At 65.0% G+C, this 20,540-nt stretch carries 22 protein-coding genes; 5 read left to right on the top strand and 17 right to left on the bottom strand.

All coding sequences use genetic code 11. From position 1 onward, the window contains the following. Positions 1 to 22: 22 nt before the first annotated feature. A complete protein-coding gene (locus JQ566_RS00110; protein WP_212367605.1) occupies positions 23 to 265 on the top strand; it encodes a hypothetical protein in 243 nt (80 codons plus the stop codon). Positions 266 to 465: 200 nt separating this feature from the next. On the opposite strand, the gene JQ566_RS00105 is transcribed toward JQ566_RS00110, so the two are convergent. Continuing rightward, positions 466 to 687, bottom strand: a complete 222-nt coding sequence (locus JQ566_RS00105; RefSeq protein ID WP_212367602.1) for a hypothetical protein — start codon at positions 685 to 687, stop codon at positions 466 to 468. A 115-nt stretch (positions 688 to 802) separates the two neighbouring features. Here JQ566_RS00105 and JQ566_RS00100 point away from each other — a divergent pair, with 115 nt between their 5' ends. Continuing rightward, a complete protein-coding gene (locus tag JQ566_RS00100; protein ID WP_212367599.1) occupies positions 803 to 997 on the top strand; it encodes a DUF3072 domain-containing protein in 195 nt (64 codons plus the stop codon). An 87-nt stretch (positions 998 to 1,084) separates the two neighbouring features. Beyond that, positions 1,085 to 1,378 (top strand): DUF6496 domain-containing protein, encoded by a 294-nt coding sequence (locus tag JQ566_RS00095; RefSeq protein ID WP_212367585.1) that lies wholly within the window; start codon positions 1,085 to 1,087, stop codon positions 1,376 to 1,378. A 6-nt stretch (positions 1,379 to 1,384) separates the two neighbouring features. On the opposite strand, the gene JQ566_RS00090 is transcribed toward JQ566_RS00095, so the two are convergent. Then, positions 1,385 to 1,747 (bottom strand): hypothetical protein, encoded by a 363-nt coding sequence (locus JQ566_RS00090; protein WP_249139145.1) that lies wholly within the window; start codon positions 1,745 to 1,747, stop codon positions 1,385 to 1,387. A gap of 272 nt (positions 1,748 to 2,019) precedes the next feature. Continuing rightward, positions 2,020 to 3,561 (bottom strand): Do family serine endopeptidase, encoded by a 1,542-nt coding sequence (locus JQ566_RS00085; protein WP_212367579.1) that lies wholly within the window; start codon positions 3,559 to 3,561, stop codon positions 2,020 to 2,022. 211 nt (positions 3,562 to 3,772) lie between these two features. Here JQ566_RS00085 and JQ566_RS00080 point away from each other — a divergent pair, with 211 nt between their 5' ends. Next, positions 3,773 to 4,609, top strand: a complete 837-nt coding sequence (locus JQ566_RS00080; protein ID WP_212367577.1) for a universal stress protein — start codon at positions 3,773 to 3,775, stop codon at positions 4,607 to 4,609. Positions 4,610 to 4,629: 20 nt separating this feature from the next. Here JQ566_RS00080 and JQ566_RS00075 read toward each other — a convergent pair whose 3' ends face one another. The 10 genes from JQ566_RS00075 to JQ566_RS00030 all read right to left on the bottom strand — a co-directional run bounded on the left by JQ566_RS00075 (position 4,630) and on the right by JQ566_RS00030 (position 15,881). Further along, positions 4,630 to 4,842: a hypothetical protein gene (locus JQ566_RS00075; RefSeq protein WP_212367574.1), complete on the bottom strand. Its 213-nt coding sequence runs from the start codon at positions 4,840 to 4,842 to the stop codon at positions 4,630 to 4,632. A 179-nt stretch (positions 4,843 to 5,021) separates the two neighbouring features. Further along, entirely contained in the window at positions 5,022 to 6,866 is a 1,845-nt protein-coding gene (locus JQ566_RS00070; protein WP_249139215.1) for a putative bifunctional diguanylate cyclase/phosphodiesterase, read from the bottom strand. A 273-nt stretch (positions 6,867 to 7,139) separates the two neighbouring features. Next, complete coding sequence (gene rpe / locus JQ566_RS00065) at positions 7,140 to 7,877, bottom strand: ribulose-phosphate 3-epimerase (protein WP_212367568.1); 738 nt, start codon at positions 7,875 to 7,877, stop codon at positions 7,140 to 7,142. Beyond that, a complete protein-coding gene (gene cbbX / locus JQ566_RS00060) occupies positions 7,874 to 8,806 on the bottom strand; it encodes a CbbX protein (protein ID WP_212367565.1) in 933 nt (310 codons plus the stop codon). The genes rpe and cbbX overlap by 4 nt, the downstream gene beginning before the upstream one ends. A 99-nt stretch (positions 8,807 to 8,905) precedes the next feature. Then, the gene (locus JQ566_RS00055) at positions 8,906 to 9,313 is read right to left on the bottom strand and encodes a ribulose bisphosphate carboxylase small subunit (RefSeq protein WP_212367562.1); all 408 of its coding nucleotides are present in this window, start codon (positions 9,311 to 9,313) and stop codon (positions 8,906 to 8,908) included. Positions 9,314 to 9,324: 11 nt separating this feature from the next. Then, complete coding sequence (locus tag JQ566_RS00050; RefSeq protein WP_212367551.1) at positions 9,325 to 10,785, bottom strand: form I ribulose bisphosphate carboxylase large subunit; 1,461 nt, start codon at positions 10,783 to 10,785, stop codon at positions 9,325 to 9,327. Positions 10,786 to 10,822: 37 nt separating this feature from the next. Further along, positions 10,823 to 11,908: a class II fructose-bisphosphate aldolase gene (gene fba, locus JQ566_RS00045; protein ID WP_212367549.1), complete on the bottom strand. Its 1,086-nt coding sequence runs from the start codon at positions 11,906 to 11,908 to the stop codon at positions 10,823 to 10,825. A 12-nt stretch (positions 11,909 to 11,920) separates the two neighbouring features. Then, the gene (gene tkt, locus JQ566_RS00040; RefSeq protein WP_212367547.1) at positions 11,921 to 13,939 is read right to left on the bottom strand and encodes a transketolase; all 2,019 of its coding nucleotides are present in this window, start codon (positions 13,937 to 13,939) and stop codon (positions 11,921 to 11,923) included. A gap of 16 nt (positions 13,940 to 13,955) precedes the next feature. After that, positions 13,956 to 14,831 (bottom strand): phosphoribulokinase, encoded by an 876-nt coding sequence (locus JQ566_RS00035; protein ID WP_212367545.1) that lies wholly within the window; start codon positions 14,829 to 14,831, stop codon positions 13,956 to 13,958. Between the two features lie 12 nt (positions 14,832 to 14,843). Then, positions 14,844 to 15,881 carry a class 1 fructose-bisphosphatase gene (locus JQ566_RS00030; RefSeq protein ID WP_212367543.1) on the bottom strand — a complete coding sequence of 346 codons (1,038 nt, stop codon included), beginning with the start codon at positions 15,879 to 15,881 and terminating at the stop codon, positions 14,844 to 14,846. A 120-nt stretch (positions 15,882 to 16,001) separates the two neighbouring features. On the opposite strand from JQ566_RS00030, the gene JQ566_RS00025 reads away from it, so the two are divergent. Further along, positions 16,002 to 16,979: a LysR family transcriptional regulator gene (locus JQ566_RS00025; protein WP_212367541.1), complete on the top strand. Its 978-nt coding sequence runs from the start codon at positions 16,002 to 16,004 to the stop codon at positions 16,977 to 16,979. A gap of 242 nt (positions 16,980 to 17,221) precedes the next feature. On the opposite strand, the gene JQ566_RS00020 is transcribed toward JQ566_RS00025, so the two are convergent. The 4 genes from JQ566_RS00020 to JQ566_RS00005 form a co-directional block, all read right to left on the bottom strand. Next, the gene (locus JQ566_RS00020) at positions 17,222 to 17,419 is read right to left on the bottom strand and encodes a hypothetical protein (RefSeq protein WP_027570913.1); all 198 of its coding nucleotides are present in this window, start codon (positions 17,417 to 17,419) and stop codon (positions 17,222 to 17,224) included. Positions 17,420 to 17,548: 129 nt separating this feature from the next. Further along, positions 17,549 to 17,968 carry a DUF4118 domain-containing protein gene (locus JQ566_RS00015; RefSeq protein ID WP_212367533.1) on the bottom strand — a complete coding sequence of 140 codons (420 nt, stop codon included), beginning with the start codon at positions 17,966 to 17,968 and terminating at the stop codon, positions 17,549 to 17,551. 128 nt (positions 17,969 to 18,096) lie between these two features. Then, a complete protein-coding gene (locus JQ566_RS00010; RefSeq protein WP_212367531.1) occupies positions 18,097 to 19,290 on the bottom strand; it encodes an MFS transporter in 1,194 nt (397 codons plus the stop codon). 57 nt (positions 19,291 to 19,347) lie between these two features. Further along, positions 19,348 to 19,902 carry a TetR/AcrR family transcriptional regulator gene (locus JQ566_RS00005; protein ID WP_249139143.1) on the bottom strand — a complete coding sequence of 185 codons (555 nt, stop codon included), beginning with the start codon at positions 19,900 to 19,902 and terminating at the stop codon, positions 19,348 to 19,350. Positions 19,903 to 20,540: the final 638 nt, after the last annotated feature.

Here is a 20,540-nt window from a genome sequence, read left to right as displayed (position 1 = left end):
TTAACTCAGGGAGTTTCCCCGCATGAAGACGACCAAGCTCGCTCTCGCCGTGATGCTGGCAACCGGCCTAGCCGCCGCGCCGTTCGCCGCCCAAGCCAAGTCGCATAAGGCCAAGCATGGATCCTCGATGTCATCGTCGCAGACCACCGGCGCCAATACCAAGTCATCCAAGGGCGCAGATCCTTCCGGCCAAGGCGGCTCTGGTCCCGGCTCCGATCAGGGCGGCACCATGACGAACAAAGGCGGCATGACCAACACCAAATAGGCGCTCCCTGGAATCCATGAAGGGCTCCGCCATTGCGGGGCCCTTGCCCCTGGTGCTCGACGCTCCAGCTGTCAGCATCGGCATCCACGAGCTTCCGGCACTCGCGCCGCGCGCTCATTCAACCGCGATCGCGGTTCGGCGCGCGGTTGCAAGATCCGGTATCGGTCCGACTCTTCCTCCGCCGCGCGCTTCCAAATATCTCAGCGGCGCCCGATCGCACGTACGGGATTGCCGACTGTCTTCACGGGACGAACGCGCACCGGGTCGCGGACATCAGGTAGCACGTCGCTGCCACCAGCCGCCTGCCATTCGCCGATCAGGAGGTTGATTTTCCGGCGCAGATCCATCTGCGCCAGAGCCCTTTCTGTGCAGTCGCAGTCGCGCTCGACGAGGTCGCGCACCGACGCCTCGACGTCGGCCATCTCAAGCCTCAAGGCTCTGATTTTACGTCGAATTTCATTAATTCTATTGTCCATGGCTTGTTAGAACAAAATAAGAACATATAGTCAAGTCACGACTTCGGGACGGAGCAGCGACATGCAGGTTCAAGGTAAATACGACGCCAGGGTTTTTCTGAGCGAGCAGATGACGCGAGCGCAGGGCCTCAGGCTGAAGCGCCTGAGCGAAGAGGCCTATCAACCCGCCCAATATGCACGGGATCTGTCCTTCGGCGAGGCCGCACAGCGCATCCGGGCTCTTGAAGCGGAGATCGAGCTGGCGAATTCCTTCTAGGCTGCGGCTCGCGTCTGGAACGTTGCACCCGCGCTCCCGGAACCACGGCCGTGCCGAATGGTTTTCTTCGGCCAAGGGAGAACATGCATGGCACGCAAGGCAAAGAAGCGCCGCTACTCACGCAGCTCCGGCAGCGACGTCGAAAGCGAGATGCGGCGCTACAAGAAGGGCACCGCGAAGAGCGGACGAGGAGGACGCGGCGGCCGCGTGAAGAGCCGCAAGCAGGCAATCGCGATCGGACTGTCGAAGGCGCGCAAGAAGGGCAAGAAGGTCCCGAAGAAGGCTTCGAAGCGGAAGAGCGCCAAGAGGACGTCCAAGAGAACGTCCGGGACGTCGTCGAAGAAGTCGTCGAAGCGCAAATCCAGCAAGCGCTCACGCTGACCAGTCTCAGATCATGCTCCCCGGCATGAAGCAGCGGATCGAAATCCCGAACGCAGTCTTTACCGGCCACACCATGGTGCGGCCGGCCCGGTTCGGCTCGGTGATGACGGCCTCGTCCGGCACCTCGATCCACTGTCCATCGAGGCGCACGCGGTAACGCCCGTTGTGCGACTCCCAGTCGGGATCGGCAACGGCGAAACCATCCGCATCCGAGCAGCACGGACCGAGATGGCTGCGCAGGCTGTCGAACCATGGCTTCAGGGGCGAGTCGGCGTAGCGGCCGTCGTCGCGGCCGAGCGCGTTTCCGTCCCAGAGCAGCAATGGCGCCAGGAGCAGCGCACTCTTCAGCGAGAGCTTCAATCGATCCATGTCGGCACCGATCAAGTATGAACCACCGGCCAGTTCCACAAAGCGCGGGGAAGGTTCGAAGTTCCACGCTTGCAACTCGACTCCACAGCTACGTTGCAGCAGAGCAGAGAGGCACCCCGGAACTGTGACCAGCGAACACGGCTTTTTCGGACGCACCGGGTCATCATCCCTGCCGCTAACGAGAATGTTATCGGGACTTAGCGAGCCTGAGTACGTATGCGAAAGGCGGCCCGAGGACCACCTTTCTGGACTTGTACCGGTCGAGCTTCGCCTTACGCGAGCGGCACCGCGACGAAGCGGGTGGCATCCGCGCTTCTGACCTGCAACAGAACGCTGCGCTTGCCCGACGATTTGGCCTGCGCCAGCTCCGAACGCACCTCGGCGACATTGCTGACAGCCTTGCCACCGACATTGAGGATGACGTCGCCGGTCCGGATGCCGCGCTGCGCCGCCGGCCCTTGCGGGTCAACCTCGGTGACGACGAGGCCGTTCTGGCCGGCGCCCTGCACCTCGCCGGCCGGAGCCAGACCAAGCCCGAGGCGCGGCGTGCCGGCGCCCGGCTGCACCTTGCCGTCATAGTCCTTGTTCCGGGCCTGCTGTTCGTTCGCCAGCTCACCGAGCGCCAGGGTCACCGTTTTGCTGTCGCCCTTGCGGAAGACATCGAGCTTCACGGACGTGCCCGGCGCCAAGGTGGCGATGGTGCGGGCGAGGTCGCGGGAGTCCTTGATCGCGGTGCCGTTGACGGCGGTGATGACGTCACCCGCCTCGATGCCGGCCTTCGCCGCCGGGCTGCCAGCTTGCGGACTGTCGACGATCGCGCCGCGCGCCTCCTTGAGGCCGAGGCTGTCGGCAATATCCGACGTCACGGGCTGCACCTGCACGCCGAGCCAGCCCCGGGTGACCGCGCCCTTGTCCTTCAATTGCGCGACGACGAGCTTGGCGGTCGAGGCCGGAATATCGAAGCCGATGCCGACCGAGCCGCCCGAGGGCGAGAAGATCGCAGTGTTCACACCGATGACGTTGCCGTTCATGTCGAAAGCCGGGCCGCCGGAATTGCCCTTGTTGATGGGCGCATCGATCTGGATGAAGTCGTCATAGGGACCATTGCCGATATCCCGGCCGCTGGCCGAGACGATGCCGGCGGTCACAGTGCCGCCGAGACCGAAGGGATTGCCGACCGCGACCACCCAATCGCCGATGCGCGGCTTCTGGTCGGAGAACTTGACGAACGGAAAGTCCTTCTTGCCGTCGACCTTGATCAGCGCGAGATCGGTCTTCGGATCGGTGCCGACGACCTTCGCGGTGTAGGTCGTGCCGTCGTCCATCGTCACCTGCACGGACTCGGCGTGGTCGACGACATGGTTGTTGGTCACGGCATAGCCGTCCGCGGAAATGAAGAAGCCGGAGCCTTCGCCCGTGATCATCTGATGACGTTGGCGCGGCATGCCGTTCGCGCCGCCCGGGAAACGGAAGCCGAACTGTCGTGAGAACTGGTCGAACGGCGTGTCCTCGTCCGAATCCATCCGGTTCTGCTGCAGCATCGCGCTCTTGTCATTGTCCTGGTCGATTCTGACCCGCACCGAGATCACCGCGGGTTTGACCTTGCTGACCAGATCGCCGAAGCCCGGCGGCGTTGCGACGGCTTCCGCAGCCTGAGCCGGCGCAATGAAGGAGTTCATGCCGAACGGCGAAGAGCCCGGCGCAATTGACAGGGCGGCCACGCCCAGCGCGGCCACGGTGCCGAGCAGCGCGAGCCGGCGCGGCCTCAAGATCTTGCGAGACGTGGTAGTGTCGGAATTGACGCGATCGTTCATGTCGAAATGTCCATGTTGAGCCGGTGTCGCCTTGCCCTCAACATGGTCGCTGCCACCTTACGGCGTCCCGTCCATCCGATTAAATCTCGGCAAAGAATGGGTGAGCGGGCGCAGCAGGCAAATCGTCGCCGGCCGTTTGATGCAGCTCAACACGGGTCCTTCGCGCAGTGAAAAACTGCGACCATCGGATGATGTCCACTGGAGGCGCGCCATGTACAAAGACATTCTCGTCCACATTCCCACCGAACGTCCCATGCGTTCCGTGATCGAGGGCTCGATCTCGCTCGCGGCGAACCTCAACGCACATCTCGACGCGGTCGCAGTCGGCTATGTCGCAAGCAGTGCAGCCTACGTGATAGAGGGCGGCGCGGCGGTGGCGGCCGTGTTCGAACTGGAACGCGAGCGCGCCGTGGAGCGGGCCGAGGCCGCACTCGCGGTGTTCAAGAGCGAAGCGGCGAACGCCGGCATCTCCTACGCCTGCCACGCACTCGGCGCGATTCCGGCGGATGCAGCCGGCTCGCTCGGTGAGATGGCCCGACTGCACGACCTCAGCGTCGTGCTCCAGCCTGATCCATCGGAAGGCTCGTTCGACAACGACGTGCCAGGCGAGATCCTGTTCCAGGCGGGCGGCCCGGTGCTGTTCCTGCCCTACACCTTCCGTGGAGCCTTCAAGGCGAACCGGATCGGCATCTGCTGGGACGGCAGCCGCCTCGCCGCCCGCGCTGTGCGCGACGCCGCACCGTTCCTGGCGCGCGCCGCAGAGACCGTGATCATCACCATCAACGAGACCGACGCCGCCTCCGGCGAAGCTTCGGCGAGCAGTCTGGCAAAACATCTCCGCCGGCGCGGATTGTCGACCCGCACGGTCGCCCTATCGGCAACACGCGCCGACATTCAGCCGACCATCCTGTCGCTGGCGGCGGACGAGAGTCTCGACCTCCTGGTGATGGGTGGCTACGGCCATTCGCGGTTGCAGGAGCGCGTTCTCGGCGGCGTCACCCGCGCCATGCTGGAAGCCATGACGGTCCCGACGCTGATGTCGCATTGAGCCGTGCCGGCTTGGCGCCATCACGCCGCGGCGGGAGTTTCCCATGTCGCGGGCGCGGCGGTGTCCTTGTCGCGTTGCACGTTACAGGCGTCGAAATGCGCCTTGAGTTCGATTTCGGCAAGATGCTCGAAATGTTCGGCCTGGCCGAGGAGTTCCCAGTTCTGGAGCGGCCGATAGGCCGCCTGCTGACGACAGAGGGACGCCAGCGCCCGGTAGCGACGTACGTTCTCCATGAGACCCTCCCTCGCATTGCTAGGGTTATTGCCCTGATTTACGTCAGGTCGATGGCGGTTGTGCAAAAGATTTGCTGCGCCCCGCATCTAAACTCGGCTCGTTCTTGGGACATGCGTAGTCAGGCCAAAGCTCCAGATAGTGCCGAAGGACGCCCGGAACCCCGCCCACAGGCCAGGCGCTAGGCGTAGAGGCGGCGCTCCACGGTCACGCCGATCAGGTCGAGATAGCGTTCGATCCGGTCGGGCGGGCCGACGAGATAGCCCTGCATCTCCTCGCAGGCCTCCCGCGCCAGGAAGGTACGCTGCGCTTCCGTCTCCACCCCTTCGGCAATGACTGGAATATTCAGGGCGTGCGCGAGGCTCAGGACCGCGCGGACAATCTCGGCCGATTGCGGCGTCGCCTCGAGATTGGAAATGAAGCCGCGATCGATCTTGATCTTGTCGAACGGGAACGACTGCAGATAGGACAGCGAGGAATAGCCGGTGCCGAAATCGTCCATCGCAATGCGGATGCCGAGGGCCTTCAGCCGGCGCAGCAGATTGAGCGCACGGGTGAAATCGCCGATCAGCACGCCCTCGGTGATCTCGACCTCGAGCCGCGTCGGCGCAAGCCCCGTCTCCAACAGGATTTGGTGGATCGATCGCTCGAGATCGCCGGCCTGGAACTGGACCGGCGACAGATTGACGGCGACTTGCAGCGGCCGCGGCCAGGATGCCGCCTCACGGCACGCTTCGCGCAAGATCCATTCGCCGATCTGGACGATCACCCCGTTCTCCTCGGCGAGCGGAATGAACTCCTCCGGTGGCACGAAGCCCCGCGTCGGGTGATTCCAACGCAGCAGCGCCTCGAAGCCGATGACCTCACCATCCACCCGCGCCTGCGGCTGGAAATAAGCGAGGAGCTGGTTCTGCTCGATCGCCTGGCGCAGATCGTGCTGCAATAGCCTGCGGTCGCGCAGTTCCTGGTCCATCTTGGGTTCGAAGCAGCGAACCCGGCCCCTGCCCTCGCGCTTGGCACGATAGAGGGCTGAGTCGGCATTGGCGAGCAGCGTCGCGGCGTTCACGCCGTCATCCGGATAGAACGCGATGCCGACGCTGAGGCCCACGTGGGAGAGATAGTCGTCGACCTCCAGCTCCTTGCCGATCGTCTCGACCAGACGTTCAGCCAGCGCCAGAACGTCCTCACGGCGTGTGTTGTCGGGCATCAGGATCATGAACTCGTCGCCGCCGATACGGGCGACGAAGGCGTCTTCGGCTTCCGTGGCAAGTCGGCCAGCCGCCGCTCGCATCAGCATGTCGCCGACAGGGTGACCGAACACGTCGTTGACCTCCTTGAAGCGGTCGAGATCGAGGCTCAGCACGGCAAAACTGGTCGCCGCCTCCTGCGCCCGCTCCAACCGCTCGCCGAGCGCCGCGTTGAAGGCGCTGCGGTTCGGCAGCTCGGTGAGCACATCATGATGCGCGAGATGACTGATGCGCTGTCGGGTGGTGACGCGCTCCGTGACGTCCTCGATCACGCCAACCAGATACTGCGGATCCCCGTCGCCATCTGTGATCAGCATTTTGCGCGAATTGACGACGCGGTCGCGGCCCTTGACGCCCACTTCGAGCAGATGCTCCTCGAGGAACATCGGCATGCCGCTGGCAACGACGCGTCGATCCTGCTCATTGACCACGTGGGCGACATCGGTCGGGAAAATCTCCTCGGCTGTTCGGCCCAACATCTGTTCGCGCGGCAGGCCATAGTAGATCTCGCCGGCGCGGTTGAGCAGGATGTAGCGTGAGCTTTTCGCGCATTTCGCGAACACGGCGATCGGGATGTTCTCGATGATGATATCCAGAAATTCGCGGGTCCGCAGCAGTTCTTCTTCGGCCCGGTCACGCGTCTGCACGGGCCCATTCGTCACGAGCGGACGGTCGCAGGTCTCGTAAGCCGCACTGACGAGCTCGCCCAGTTTGCTCAAATCGACCTGCTCTGTCGCGCTGATCGCGCAACGAAGCTGCTCGGCGAACAAGCGATGCATGCTCACGTGATTGTTCACGTCGCATTGAGGCAGCATGTTTGAAAATTCCTTCAATCCCGAAATCACCGCGCTCTCATGCATTACTAAACCATAGATTGAACCGACTAGCATTGCGCGAGCGTTAATCCAACCTACGGTCGGCTGGGTTGGTTACGCCGGCCTGAAGGAACTCGACGGGTTTGCGCGTGATCCCCGTAAAAGCCCGGAGAGATGTGGCACTCTTTGGGACAACCGGAGAGCAGAGCGGCGCTGAGGCCGCGTGTCATCCGTAATCTACCGGATACGCGCAGTCTCCCTGGCACGTGCCGGTTGCGCGGAAGTATCGTGCAATCCTGCAACCCGCGCCGTCTCGGCCGCGAGGCGGATGGCCGCAATGTTGGCGGCGTATTCAATGCCATCCCTGCCACGAAACACCGCGGACCCCGCCACCAGCGTATCGGCGCCCGCTCCGGCAACGGCAACGGCATTGTCGCGCGTGATGCCGCCGTCGACCTCGAGCCGGATCGGCCGGTCGCCGATCATGGTTCGAATTCGTCTGATCTTATCGATCTGGGACTCGAGAAACGACTGACCGCCGAATCCGGGATTGACCGTCATGACAAGCACGAGATCGATGCGGTCGAGCACATGTTGGACGGCAGCTTCCGGCGTCGCCGGGCACAAACTGACGCCGGCCTTCTTGCCGAGCGCACGGATCGCCTGGAGCGAGCGGTCGAGATGCGGCCCCGCTTCGGCATGAACGGTGATGACATCCGCACCGGCCTTCGCGAAGGCCTCGAGATAGGGATCGACCGGGGCGATCATGAGATGCACGTCGAACACCTTCTTCGTCAGCGGCCGGATCGCCTTGATCACATCGGCGCCGAAACTGATGTTCGGGACGAAATGTCCATCCATCACATCGCAATGGATCCAGTCGGCACCGGCCGCATCGATGGCCGCGATTTCCTCGCCGAGACGCGCGAAGTCCGCGGCCAGGATCGAGGGAGCGATGAGTATCTCCTTGGTCATGGCTTTGCACTCCGCGTATCAGTGCCGCCGCTGAAGACCCGGCTCGCCAGGACGTCCGCGGGATCGACCGTTTCGAGGTCGGCGACATCGAGCATGCGGTCGAGATCGGACACCAGCCGATCGGCCTGCCGCAAGCGGATGCGGTCGACGGCGTTGCGGATCGAGCGCGCATTGGAGAAGAACGGTTGGGTCCGGCGCAGCGCGATGTATCGCTCGAACGCATCGCGCGCCGCCGCCGAGAAGCGATAACCTCTCTCTTTCAGCATCAGCTCGGCGATGACAAGCAACTCGGCCTCCGAGTAATCCGGAAATTCGATGTGGTGGGCGATGCGCGAGCGGAAGCCGGGGTTCGAGGCGAAGAAGCTCGTCATCCGCTCGCCATAGCCGGCGAGGATCACGACGAGGTCCTCGCGCTGGTTCTCCATGACCTGGAGCAGGATCTCGATCGCCTCCTGACCGTAGTCGCGCTCGTTGTCGGGACGATGCAGGTAATAGGCCTCGTCGATGAACAACACGCCGCCCATCGCCTTCTTCAGGATCTCCTTGGTCTTCGGCGCGGTGTGGCCGATATACTGGCCGACGAGATCGTCACGCGTCACCGAGATCACCTGCCCGCGCCGCACGAAGCCGAGGCCGTGCAGGATCTTGGCCATGCGCAGCGCCACGGTGGTCTTGCCGGTGCCGGGGTTGCCCGTGAACGACATGTGCAGCGTCGGCGGCGCGGAGGCCAGTCCCGCCCGTTGCCGGATACGCTCGATCAGCAGCAGTGAGGCGATCTGGCGCACACGGCTCTTGACCGGCTTGAGTCCGATCAACTCCTGATCGAGCTGTTGCAGCGTATCGGTGATCCCGGCCGCTTCAGCCTCCTTGCGGAGATCGAAATGGGTCTCGCTGTGTTCGGTCATGGTTGCGTGGGGCACATCGAGCATCGGGGCCTCGAAAAAAGGGCTTCGCCGCGAGGGAGGCGGCGAAGCAGTTGGTCCGCCAAGGATGCGGAGCAGGGAGAGCTCCGCGCGGAAGCGGATGACTTAAGCTGACGCGCGCGCGGCCGGCCGGCGCACCGTGGTGTAGCGGATTGCGCGGCCACTCGCCTCCTGGCGCACCAGCTCGAACTCCGCCTCTTGCTTCGGCCGGTTGACGAGGAAGGAGATCCGCACCGATTCCCAGCCGTGGCTGGAATCGAAGCCGCTGATGCGGATGTAGCGGTCGCCGTAGACCCTGCGGCACTCGGCGAGCTCCATCATCACGCCGGCGGCATCCTGGAGATCGAACATCGGCAGGCCCCACATCTCCCAATAGGTATTGCGGGGATGCGGATCATCGGTGAACTCGATGTTCACCGCCCAGCCATTGGCGAGGCAATACTGCACCTGGCTGGTGATCTGCTCGTCGGTCAGATCGGGCAGGAACGAGAAGCAGCCCTGGGTGATCTTCATCTCAAATCTCCTCAGACGGTTTCCAGCACCGTCGGCACGAAGTCCGGCGTGTCGGTGGATTGATAGTTGAAAGTCACGTCCTTCCAGACCTCGAGCGCGGCCTTCAGCGGCGTGCAGGTCTGGGCCGCCTTGGCGAGGATCTCCGGCCCTTCGTGGACATAGTCGCAGCCCTCGTTGCGGGCGAGGATCATCGCTTCCAGCGCCACGCGATTGGCGGTCGCGCCGGCCGCAATGCCCATGGGATGGCCGATGGTGCCGCCGCCGAATTGCAGCACGACATCCTCACCGAGCAGGTCGAGCAACTGGTGCATCTGGCCGGCGTGAATGCCGCCGGAGGCGACCGGCATCATCTTGTTGAGGCTCGCCCAGGACTGGTCGAAAAACAGGCCGTGCTCGAGCTTGGCCGGGTTGAAGTCCTCGCGGCAGACATCGTAGTAGCCGCGCGTGGTGTTGGGATCGCCCTCAAGCTTGCCGACCACCGTGCCGGCATGGATGTGGTCGACGCCGGCAAGGCGCATCCATTTGGCGATGACGCGGAACGACACGCCATGGCTCTTCTGCCGCGTATAGGTCGAGTGACCGGCGCGATGCAGATGCAGGATCATGTCATTGCGCCGCGCCCATTTGGACATGGACTGGATCGCGGTGTAGCCGATCACGAGGTCGATCATGACGACGACCGAGCCGAGCTCCTTGGCGAACTCCGCGCGCTCATACATGTCCTCCATCGTCCCCGCGGTGATGTTGAGGTAAGTCCCCTTCACCTCGCCCGATTCCGCCTGGGCGCGGTTCACCGCCTCCATGCAGTAAAGGAAACGCTCGCGCCAGTGCATGAAGGGCTGCGAGTTGATGTTCTCGTCGTCCTTGGTGAAGTCGAGCCCTCCCTTCAACGCCTCGTAGACCACGCGGCCATAGTTGCGCCCGGATAGACCGAGCTTCGGCTTCACCGTTGCGCCCAGCAGCGGCCGACCGAACTTGTCCAGGCGTTCGCGCTCGACCACGATGCCGGTCGCAGGGCCCTGGAACGTCTTCACATAGGCGACCGGGAAACGCATGTCCTCGAGCCGCAGTGCCTTCAGCGGCTTGAAGCCGAACACGTTGCCGATGATCGAGGCGGAGAGGTTGGCGATCGAGCCCGGCTCGAACAGATCGAGGTCATAGGCGATGTAGGCGAAATACGAGCCCGGCGAGCCCGGCACCGGATCGACGCGATAGCATTTCGCGCGATACTTCTCGGCGGCCGTCAGGCGATCGGTCCACACCACCGTCCAAGTCGCGGTCGAGGATTCGCCGGCCACCGCAGCGGAGGCCTCGATCGGGTCGACGCCTTCCTGCGGCGTGACGCGGAACAGCGCGATGACGTCGGTGTCCTTCGGGACATAGTCGGGCTCCCAATAGCCCATGCGCTTGTATTCCATGACGCCCGAGCGATAGCGCTCTTTGCCGCGGACTGTGCCTGCATGTGCGTTCATGTCTCTCTCCTGCTCTTTTCTCTGCTCTTCTGATTGACTAGGCCGCCACGGACTCGCGGGCGTCGACGCGCGGATCGAGCTCACCGGCGCGATAGCGACGCGCCATCTCGCTCATCGGGACCACCTTGATCCTGCTGGCATGGCCCGCGGTGCCGAACTGCTCGAAGCGCTCCCGGCAAAGCTCGCGCATCGCGTCCATCGCGGGCTTGAGGAACTTGCGTGGGTCGAACTCGGAGCGCGCTTCCGCCGCCACCTTGCGGAACACCGCGGTCATCGCCAGCCGGCAATCGGTGTCGATATTGACCTTGCGCACGCCGCTCTTGATGCCGCGGACGATCTCCTCGACCGGCACGCCCCAGGTCTGCGGCATCTCGCCGCCGAACTGGTTGAACATGTCCTGGAGCGGCTGCGGCACCGAGGAGGAGCCGTGCATGACGAGATGCGTGTTCGGAAGCCGGCGATGGATCTCCTCGACCACCCGCATCGCCAGGATGTCGCCATCCGGCTTGCGGCTGAATTTGTAGGCGCCGTGCGAGGTGCCCATCGCGATCGCCAGCGCATCGACCTTCGTCGCGCGAACGAAATCGACGGCCTGGTCCGGATCGGTCAGCAGCTGGTCATGGCTGACCTTGCCCTCGACGCCATGACCATCCTCCTGCTCGCCGCCGCCGTGCTCAAGCGAGCCGAGCACCCCGAGCTCGCCTTCGACGGAAGCACCCACCCAATGGGCGAGATCGACGACGCGGCGGGTGATCGCGACATTGTAGTCGTAGTCGGCCGCGGTCTTGGCATCGGCCTTGAGCGAGCCGTCCATCATGACCGAAGTGAAACCGTGGGCGATGGCCGAGGCGCAGGTCGCTTCGTCATTGCCGTGGTCCTGGTGCATGCAGAGCGGAATGTCCGGATAAGTCCGCTCGAGCGCGTCGATCATGTGCGAAAGCATGAGATCGCCGGCATAGCTGCGCGCGCCGCGCGAGGCCTGAATGATGACGGGCGCATCGACCTCGGCCGCCGCCTGCATGATCGCGATGCCCTGCTCCATGTTGTTGATGTTGAACGCCGGCACGGCATAGCCGTGGCTGGCGGCATGATCGAGCAGTTGGCGAAGTGTGATACGGGCCACGGGACGTCCTCCTTATTGACTCTTGCGCGCAATCGCCCGGCGAGCGGCTTCCGCAATGCTCTGCGGCGTGATGCCGAATTCGCGGTACAGCACGGCTGCCGGCGCCGAGGCACCGAAACCGCGCATGCCGACGAATTCACCGCCGGCGCCGATCCAGCGATGCCAATCGCCGGCTACGGCCGCCTCGATGCCGACGCGCGGTGCGGTGCCGAGCACGGAGGCGCGGTAGTCCTCCGACTGCTCCGCGAACAGCGCGAAGCACGGCGCCGAGACCACGGCAGCACGGATGTGCTCGGTCGCGAGCAGGCGCGCGGCTTCCATTGCAATCGACACTTCCGATCCGGTTGCGATGAGCGTCACGTCGCGGCCGCCATCCGGCGAGACGACGAGATAGGCACCGTTGGCGACGCGGTTTCTGCCGCGCACATCGCTGCGGAAGGTCGGCAGGGCCTGCCGCGACAGGCACAGCACGGACGGACGGTGCTCCGCCGCAAGCGCGCAGTCCCAGGCCTCCAGCGTTTCCACCGCGTCAGCCGGCCGGAACACGAGCAGGTCAGGAATGACGCGCAGCGCCGCGAGATGCTCGACCGGCTGGTGCGTCGGGCCATCCTCGCCGAGACCGATGGAGTCGTGCGTCATCACATGAATGACGCGCAGCCGCATCAAGGCCGCAAGGCGGATCGCCGGCCGGCTGTAATCGGAGAACGCCAGGAACGTGCCGCCGTACGGGATGAAGCCGCCATGCAGCGCGAGGCCGTTCATCGCCGCGGCCATGCCGTGCTCGCGGATGCCGTAGTGGATGTAGTCGCCGGCGAACGCACCGCTCTTGACCGGCGCCTGCGCCTTGGCATGCGTCAGGTTCGAATGGGTGAGGTCCGCCGAGCCGCCGACCAGGCCGGGAATCGTCCCGGCGATGGCATCGAGCACCTGTTGCGAGGCCTGCCGCGTCGCGAGCTTCGGCCGCTCGTCGGCAAAGCGCTCGCGCAATTTCGCCGCAGCCAGCGCATAGGCGGCCGGCAGAGTCACGGCCTTGCCCTCGACGAACAGATCGCGCTGCTCTGGCGTCGCATCTTCGTAACGATCGAGCCAGGCGAGGCGATCGACCTGCCCGCGCTGCCCGATCATCCGCCACGCCTTGAGCACCGGGATCGGCACCACGAAGGGCTGATAGTCCCAACCCAGCGTCCGCCGCGCCGCTGCCGTCTGCTCGGTGCCGAGCGGCGCGCCATGCGCCTTCTCGGTGCCCTGTCTATCAGGCGCGCCATAGCCGATGATGGTGCGACAGGCGATCAGCGACGGCTTTGCGGTCTCCCGCTCCTCCGCAATCGCCTGCGCGACGGCTTCGGGATCATGCCCGTCGACGCGGCGCACCGACCAGCCTGAGGCGGCGAAGCGCGCGAGCTGGTCGTCCGACGTTGCCAGCGAGGTCGGCCCGTCGATGGAGATGCCGTTATCGTCGAACAGCACGATCAGCCGGCCGAGCCCGAGATGGCCGGCAAGCGAGATCGCCTCCTGGCTGATGCCCTCCATCAGGCAACCATCGCCTGCAATGACGTAGGTGAAGTGGTCGACGAGCCCGTCGCCATGTCGCGCATTGGCCATGCGCTCGGCGAGCGCCATGCCGACGGCGGTCGCGATCCCCTGCCCCAATGGGCCCGTCGTGGTCTCGACGCCGGGCGTGTGACCATATTCGGGGTGGCCCGGCGTCTTCGAGCCCCACTGCCTGAAGGCCTTGATGTCGTCGAGGCTGACGTCGCCGCCGGTCAGATGCAGCAGCGCATAGAGCAGCATCGATCCGTGGCCCGCCGACAGCACGAAGCGGTCGCGATCCGGCCAGTTGGGGTGGGCCGAGTCGAACTTCAGGAAGCGCGAGAACAGCACGGTCGCGACGTCGGCCATGCCCATGGGCAGCCCGGGATGTCCGGATTGCGACGTCTCGATAGCGTCCACCGCGAGGAAGCGGACGGCGTTGGCGAGATCGTTGTGCGTGACCGCCGTGAGGTCGGCTTCGGCGTGGACCGAGATGTTCATCGGATTCTCTCCCTGTTCACTTCAGGCTGCGCTTGCGCTCGATGAGCTGCATGATCAGCGGCGTCAGGATCAGCTGCATCGCCAGATCGAGCTTCGCGCCGGGGCAGACGATCGAATTGGCGCGCGACATCCAGCTCTGCGGCAGCATCGACAGCAGGTAAGGGAAGTCGATGCCGCGCGGATTCTTGAAGCGGATCACGACCATCGATTCGTCAGGCGTCGGGATCCAGCGCGCGATGAACGGATTGGAGGTGTCGACCGTCGGCACGCGCTGGAAGTTGATGTCGGTCTCGGTGAATTGCGGGCAGATGTAGTGGATGTAGTCGGGCATCCGCCGCAGGATGGTGTCGGTCACGGCCTCGGTCGAATAGCCGCGCGCGCTGCGGTCGCGGTGCAGCTTCTGGATCCATTCGAGATTGATGACGGGAACGACGCCGATCTTGAGGTCGGCATAGCGTGCGACATTCACCTTGTCCGTGACCACGGCGCCGTGCAGGCCCTCGTAGAACAACAGGTCGGAATTCTCCGGCAGCTGCTTCCAGTCGGTGAAGGTGCCGGGCGCCGCGCCATGCAGCGCGGATTCCTCGGCGTCGTGGACGTAATGCCGCGTCACCGCGGTGCCGGTCTCGCCGTAGTCGCGGAAAGCGCGCTCCAGCTCCTCGAACAGGTTGGTCTCGGGGCTGAAATGGCTGAAGTGCCTGTTGCCGCACTCCGCTTCCTTCGCCATCTGCGTACGCATCTCGGCGCGGTCGTAGCGATGGAAGGCGTCGCCCTCGATGTAGGCGGCGTTGACCTTCTCGCGGAAGAAGATCTGCTCGAAGGTCTTCTTGACCGAGGTGGTGCCGGCGCCGGAGGAGCCGGTGATGGAGATGATCGGATGCTTCCTGGACATGGGACGCCTCGCTCAGAGCCGGAAGAATCCGCGCCGCGCGAACAGCGGTGCGGAGACGCTGGCGATCAGCAGCGGATCGCAATGCAGTTCCTCGACGCGCCGCACCTCGTTGCTCGAGCCCATGATCAGCGGCACGCGCTGGTGCAGGCTCTGGGCCGATAGATCGAGGATGCGCTCGCGCCCGGTCGAGGCCGAGCCGCCGGCCTGCTCGATGATCATCGCCATCGGATGCGCCTCGTAGGTGAGGCGCAGGCGGCCGTCGCCGTAGCCGGGCCGCGCGTCGGAAGGGTAGAGGAACACGCCGCCGCGGGTGAGGATGCGATAGGCCTCCGCGACCAGCGAGCCGATCCAGCGCATGTTGAAATCGTGGTTGGCCGGCCCCTCGACGCCGGCGAGGCATTCGTCGATAAAGGCGCGCACCGGCGGGTCCCAGTGCCGGCGGTTCGATGAATTGATCGCAAACTCCTCGCCGGCCTCGGAGATCTGCACGGCGCCGCGCGCGAGGCGGAAGCAGCCGGCCTTGCGGTCGAGCGTGAAGATGTCGACGCCGTCGCCGAGCGTCAGCACCAGCGAGGTCTGCGGGCCGTAGGTGACGAAGCCCGCCGCGAGCTGCGCCGAGCCGCGCTGATGGAAGGCCAGTGAGAGATCATCAGGTGCCGGCAGGATCGAGAAGATCGTGCCGACGGTCATGTTGATGTCGATGTTGGAGGAGCCGTCGAGCGGATCGATCGCAACGCAGATGCGCCCCTGACGATCGACGATCTGGGCCTCGCGCATCTCTTCCGAGGCCAGCGCCGCGATCGGCAGCCGACCGAGGCAGCGGCGCAGGATCGCGTCGGCCTGGACGTCGAGATCGCGCTGGACATCGCCATCGCTGTTGCGCCCGGTGGTCAGGCCTGAGGCGTCGGCGAGATCGCCGCTAGCGATGAGATCGGCGATCTCGATCGCCGCTGCCGCGATGGCATCGACGGCACCTGCGACCGCGAGCGCGTGAGATGCGGTCTCTGAATACCGCTGAAGGTGGTCGTCCAGCCTGAGTTGCCCGGTCATCTGCGTCCATCCCCTTTGCCGGCGCCACATCCAGTTCCCTCCCCGCTGGAGGCTGGTGCGGTCGGTCCCGGCATCAGGAGATTGACAGCGGCGGCTTAATAAGGAAAATTTCTAATTATAATGAGCCTCAAAGAATTTTCTTATAGTGGCCCCGGCCATGCGGCGGCCCAGCTCCGGCATCTGACGATCCGGCAGCTTCGCTCGCTTGCGGCGCTGTCGGCCAAGGGCAGCGTGACGGCGGCCTCCAGCCATCTCGGGCTGACCCAGCCGGCCGTGACCCAGCAGCTTCGGCAGCTTCAGGATCTTGCCGGCCTGCCGCTGGTGCAGCGGACCGGCGACGGCATGCTGCTGACGGAGGCGGGCAAGGAGGTGCTGGCGCTGGCCGAGCGGGTCGAAGCCGCGATCACGGACTGCCAGGGCGCGCTCGACCTGCTTGCGGGGCGGACCGGCGGCACGGTGCAGCTCGGCGCGGTCTCGACCGCGAAGTATTTCGTGCCGCATGCGATCGCGGCGTTCTCCAAGCGCTATCCCAAGATCGAGATCAAGCTCACCATCGGCAATCGCGAGGAGATCCGCGAGGCCATGCACGGCTACGACCTCGACTTCGCGGTGATGGGTCGGCCACCGGCCGACGTCACCGTCGACGTCCGCCAGCTCGGACGCAATCCGCACATCATCGTCGCGCGCAAGGGCCACTGGCTGGAGAAGGATTCCGGCCTCAACCTGACCGACCTCGTGCACGAGACCTTCCTCACCCGCGAGCCCGGCTCGGGCACGCGGACGCTGATGGAGGGCATGTTCCAGAAGTCGGATCTCGAGCCGATCATCGGCATGGAGATGAGCAGCAACGAGACCATCAAGCAGGCGGTCATCGCCGGGCTCGGCATCGCCTTCATCTCGGCCCACACCGTGGCGCATGAGCTCGCCGAGGGCCGGCTCGTCGTGCTCGACGTCGCGGGCCTGCCGATCGTCCGGCAATGGTACGTGATCCGCCGCAGCGACAAGGTGCTGCTGCCGCCCGCGCAGGCGATGTTCGATTTCCTGGGCTCGGAAGGCTCGAATTATCTGCCTGAAGTGCCCGAGCTCGGCGGGCGATAGCCGGCCGGCGCTCAGCTCATCAGCTTCATGGCGACGATCGCCGCCAGCACCACGATGATCTGGAGCAGACGCTCCGTCGTGAAGATACGGTTGAAGGTGGTCATCGCTTGCCCCGGCCGACGTGAAGGAGATCTCGATCGGCCCGTTGCTAGCACAGAAGGCCGCGGAGACAACTCCGCAATTGCCCCATGGGCGATCCCGCCTTCGGCGAGCCGGTTCACGGCCGCGCCGATCGTTAACGATCAGGCCGCGAGCGGGGCGGTGCAGTCCGTGCGCGTCGCGAAATAGGCTTCCAGCTCCGACAGTGCCCGCGCTTCCCAATCCCTCGCCTGCTCCAGCAGCGACCAGCTCTGGCCCGGGCGGAACGCAGCGGTCTGGCGATAGAGCGATGCGATGCCGCGGTAGCGGCGCACATTCTCCAAAATGGCGTGACCGTTCATGTCCGAAAACTCCCTCGTCATTCCCGCGGGAGAAACTGCGGCCAAATCTTTTTCGAAAAGTTAGCGGCGCGCGGCAAGTTCGCGGATGGTTGCCGGACTGTTGCGCGGGCGCAACGCGCGCGGTGCGATCTATTGCGGATTCGTTGCCGCGCTCTCGCCCGAAGGCTTCAGGCCGCCGCTTCTGATGATCGTCATCGTCTCGCGGCAGAGGTCGGCAAGGCCAATCAGGAGGACGGCCAGGAGGCAGAACAGGTTGATGGAGTCGGCATTCGCGCTGGTCAGCGGGGTGAACTGGAAGACCGGCGGTATGAACGCCCACCACACCAGCGGAACGGTGAGCAGCGCGGCGAATGCCGCCGCCGGCGCACCCGCAACGAGCGCAAGCGCGAACAGGCCGGGCAGGAACGCCACGAGATAGTGCTTTGCGCCGAGCGCGACACAGATGCCCTGAAGCACAGCCGACATTGCGACGACGATTAGCCCGAGCAGAAATGCCTGCCACGACCAAGGCCGTACCCGCGGTACGCCAAACAGCCCCGCACGTCTCATCAGCCTCCCCCTGCCGCCCGTTAACCAGGTGCGTTGCAACCAAAGTACTACAACGGCGCCGGGACCGCGAGACGGAAATTGCGTCCTCGCGGGGTTGGTAAACGGGCCGCATCGCGCCATTCCGGCGACTATTCGGTCGCCGCATAGAGCAGGCCCGCGACGGGCAGAGCGAGGCCAATGGCGGAGGCCAGCGCCCAGCCGCCTTGCGCGAAGGCGAAGGCTCCGACCGCGGAGCCGGCCGCGCCGGCGGCGAAGAATGTCGCCATGTAGAGGCCATTGAGGCGGCTGCGGTGCTCGTGGCCGAGTGCGAAGATGGCGCGGAAGCCGAGCACGACATTGCCCTGGACACCGATGTCGATGGCGATCGCGGCCATCACCAGACAGGCGAGATTCAGCATCGAGCCGGGCGCGCCGATAAAGGTCACGAGGAAGCCGGCGGCCGCGAGCAGCATCGCGACCAGCGTCGCGACACGGCTATGGCCGCGGTCGGCTAGCCGTCCGGCGATCGGTGCGGCGAACACGCCGGCGACGCCGGCCAGCGCAAACAGCGCGATGCCGCGCTGAGAGAAGCCGAACTCGCCGGCGAGCTGAAGCGGTGCCACCGTCCAGAACAGGGTGAAGGCGCCGAACAGGCTCGCCTGGTAGAGCGCCCGGCGCCGCAACAGCGGCGTGGCCCGCACCAGATGCGGCATCGACAGCAACAATTCGCCGTAGTGCATCCGCGTGACCGGCTTGCGCTTCGGCAGCGTCATCCAGAGCACGGCCGCGAGCACGATCATCAGCGCGGCGGAGCAGAAGAACACCGCGTGCCACGACAGCACGGCTGTGACGAAGCTCGACACCGGACGCGCCAGCATGATGCCGAGCATCAGGCCGGTCGAGACGTTGCCGACGACGCGGCCGCGGATGGCTTCCGGCGCCAGATGCGCCGCATAGGGAATGATGATCTGCACCGCGACCGAGCCGAGCCCGATGAATAGCGCTGCGATCAGGAAAGGCAGCGCATGGGTCGCGAATGCGGCGGCGAGCAGCGCTGCTGCGCCAAGCGTGATCACCGAACAGATCAGGGCGCGGTTTTCGACGAGATCGCCGAGCGGCACGATCAGCAGCAGCCCGGTGCCGTAGCCGATCTGTGTCATGGTCACGATCAGTCCCGCCGCTGCATGCGAGAGGCCGAGTGCGGCGCTGATCGGGGCGATCAGCGGCTGGGCGTAGTAGATATTGGCGGCGACCATGCCACAGGCCGCGGCAAGCACGAAGGTCAGGCGCTGCGACACCGCATCCGGCCCGGGCGCGGTCTCGATCGTGGCATTCATCGTCATTCGCATGGACTCCAGATAAGGTATAGGGAATGACCATTCCCTATTATGACAAAAAATTCAGGCGAGCAGCTTCATCGCGACGCCGACGAGGCGCATCCCGTCGAGCGGCAGGCGTGCCTTGCCGACGACGCGCAGGCCTTGCGTGATGCAGATCATCAGCCGGGCGGTGTCGTCGGCCGCGACATGGCGCGGAATCGAACCGTCGGCCTGGCCCTCGCGAATGAGGCCGGCGATGAAGCTTTCGTTGCTCTTGAGCTGCGCATTGACACGGGCGCCAACGACCGGATCGAGCGCGGACAGCTCGACCGCGCCGCCGACGACGAGGCAGCCGCGCCGCCCCTCGCTGCCCTGGGAATGCTCGACATAGGACAGCAACACGTGACGGATTCGCTCGCGGCCGGTTGCGCCGCGCGCCGCCGCGCTACGGGTCTGCTCCTGGCGCAGCGCCGTGTAACGCTCGAAGGCGGCGAGAAACACCGCATGCTTGTCGCGAAACGCCTTGTAGATGCTTCCCGTGGCGAGCCGCATCGCCGCGGTGAGGTCGCCGATCGAGGTGGCATGATAACCGCGCTCGCGAAACACCCGCACGGCCCTGTCGAGGGCGGTATCCATGTCGAATTCCCGGGGGCGGCCGGGCGGACGGACGATGGCTTGCGATCGGCGGGCGGTCTTTTGCATTGCGGGATAATAGGGAATGGACGTTTCCGAATAAAGACACGTGGTTGTGATTGGGGGCAATGACGGTGACGTCATTCTCGTGTCCCGGGCAAGCTGCAACGCCATAGCGCGCTGAAGACGCGCGTAAACGCGCTTACGGCGTTGCGGCGCAGAACCGGGACCCAGGGCAGCATGGCACCGCGCGGATGGATGGGCCCCGGCTCTGCAGCGCACCGTCAAAGGGACGCTGCGCTGCGTCCGGGGCACAAGATCGAAGTGTGGCGCACGCTCTCTCCACGTCGTCATTGCGAGCGCAGCGAAGCAATCCAGAATCCCTCCGCGGCAAGACTCTGGATTGCTTCGCTGCGCTCGCAATGACGGAGTATGAGGCAGCAGCGTCGCTCGTTCGGCTCGCATTTCAAATCGCAGACATGCGTTCGCATCCTCGCGGCGCAATTCGTCCGAGCTTTGCTTGATCGCTTCGCCCTCATATCCAAGAGGGCGCAGGGAAGGCCGCATAGGCGTTAAGGTAGCGCAGGCATGGATTGATACCGACGTTTTCGGGGAGGCTCGCGCAGGTGTCGCCCAAGCGC

Source organism: Bradyrhizobium sp. SZCCT0231 (assembly GCF_018130245.1).
GTDB lineage: Bacteria > Pseudomonadota > Alphaproteobacteria > Rhizobiales > Xanthobacteraceae > Bradyrhizobium > Bradyrhizobium japonicum_F.
Note: the sequence above shows the minus strand (reverse complement) of the source record. Positions and strands in the feature narration are given on the sequence as shown.

Coding starts and splice junctions, on each gene's coding strand:
- JQ566_RS00015 (WP_212367533.1), bottom strand. CDS start 17,968: ATGAGACGTGCGGGGCTGTTTGGCGTACCGCGGGTACGGCCTTGGTCG.
- JQ566_RS00070 (WP_249139215.1), bottom strand. CDS start 6,866: ATGCATCGCTTGTTCGCCGAGCAGCTTCGTTGCGCGATCAGCGCGACA.
- JQ566_RS00100 (WP_212367599.1), top strand. CDS start 803: ATGCAGGTTCAAGGTAAATACGACGCCAGGGTTTTTCTGAGCGAGCAG.
- tkt (WP_212367547.1), bottom strand. CDS start 13,939: ATGAACATCTCGGTCCACGCCGAAGCCGACCTCACGGCGGTCACGCAC.
- JQ566_RS00085 (WP_212367579.1), bottom strand. CDS start 3,561: ATGAACGATCGCGTCAATTCCGACACTACCACGTCTCGCAAGATCTTG.
- JQ566_RS00050 (WP_212367551.1), bottom strand. CDS start 10,785: ATGAACGCACATGCAGGCACAGTCCGCGGCAAAGAGCGCTATCGCTCG.
- JQ566_RS00110 (WP_212367605.1), top strand. CDS start 23: ATGAAGACGACCAAGCTCGCTCTCGCCGTGATGCTGGCAACCGGCCTA.
- JQ566_RS00030 (WP_212367543.1), bottom strand. CDS start 15,881: ATGACCGGGCAACTCAGGCTGGACGACCACCTTCAGCGGTATTCAGAG.
- cbbX (WP_212367565.1), bottom strand. CDS start 8,806: ATGCTCGATGTGCCCCACGCAACCATGACCGAACACAGCGAGACCCAT.
- JQ566_RS00095 (WP_212367585.1), top strand. CDS start 1,085: ATGGCACGCAAGGCAAAGAAGCGCCGCTACTCACGCAGCTCCGGCAGC.
- JQ566_RS00105 (WP_212367602.1), bottom strand. CDS start 687: ATGGCCGACGTCGAGGCGTCGGTGCGCGACCTCGTCGAGCGCGACTGC.
- JQ566_RS00005 (WP_249139143.1), bottom strand. CDS start 19,902: ATGGATACCGCCCTCGACAGGGCCGTGCGGGTGTTTCGCGAGCGCGGT.
- JQ566_RS00090 (WP_249139145.1), bottom strand. CDS start 1,747: ATGGATCGATTGAAGCTCTCGCTGAAGAGTGCGCTGCTCCTGGCGCCA.
- JQ566_RS00010 (WP_212367531.1), bottom strand. CDS start 19,290: ATGACGATGAATGCCACGATCGAGACCGCGCCCGGGCCGGATGCGGTG.
- JQ566_RS00025 (WP_212367541.1), top strand. CDS start 16,002: ATGAGCCTCAAAGAATTTTCTTATAGTGGCCCCGGCCATGCGGCGGCC.
- JQ566_RS00075 (WP_212367574.1), bottom strand. CDS start 4,842: ATGGAGAACGTACGTCGCTACCGGGCGCTGGCGTCCCTCTGTCGTCAG.
- rpe (WP_212367568.1), bottom strand. CDS start 7,877: ATGACCAAGGAGATACTCATCGCTCCCTCGATCCTGGCCGCGGACTTC.
- JQ566_RS00055 (WP_212367562.1), bottom strand. CDS start 9,313: ATGAAGATCACCCAGGGCTGCTTCTCGTTCCTGCCCGATCTGACCGAC.
- JQ566_RS00020 (WP_027570913.1), bottom strand. CDS start 17,419: ATGAACGGTCACGCCATTTTGGAGAATGTGCGCCGCTACCGCGGCATC.
- JQ566_RS00080 (WP_212367577.1), top strand. CDS start 3,773: ATGTACAAAGACATTCTCGTCCACATTCCCACCGAACGTCCCATGCGT.
- JQ566_RS00035 (WP_212367545.1), bottom strand. CDS start 14,831: ATGTCCAGGAAGCATCCGATCATCTCCATCACCGGCTCCTCCGGCGCC.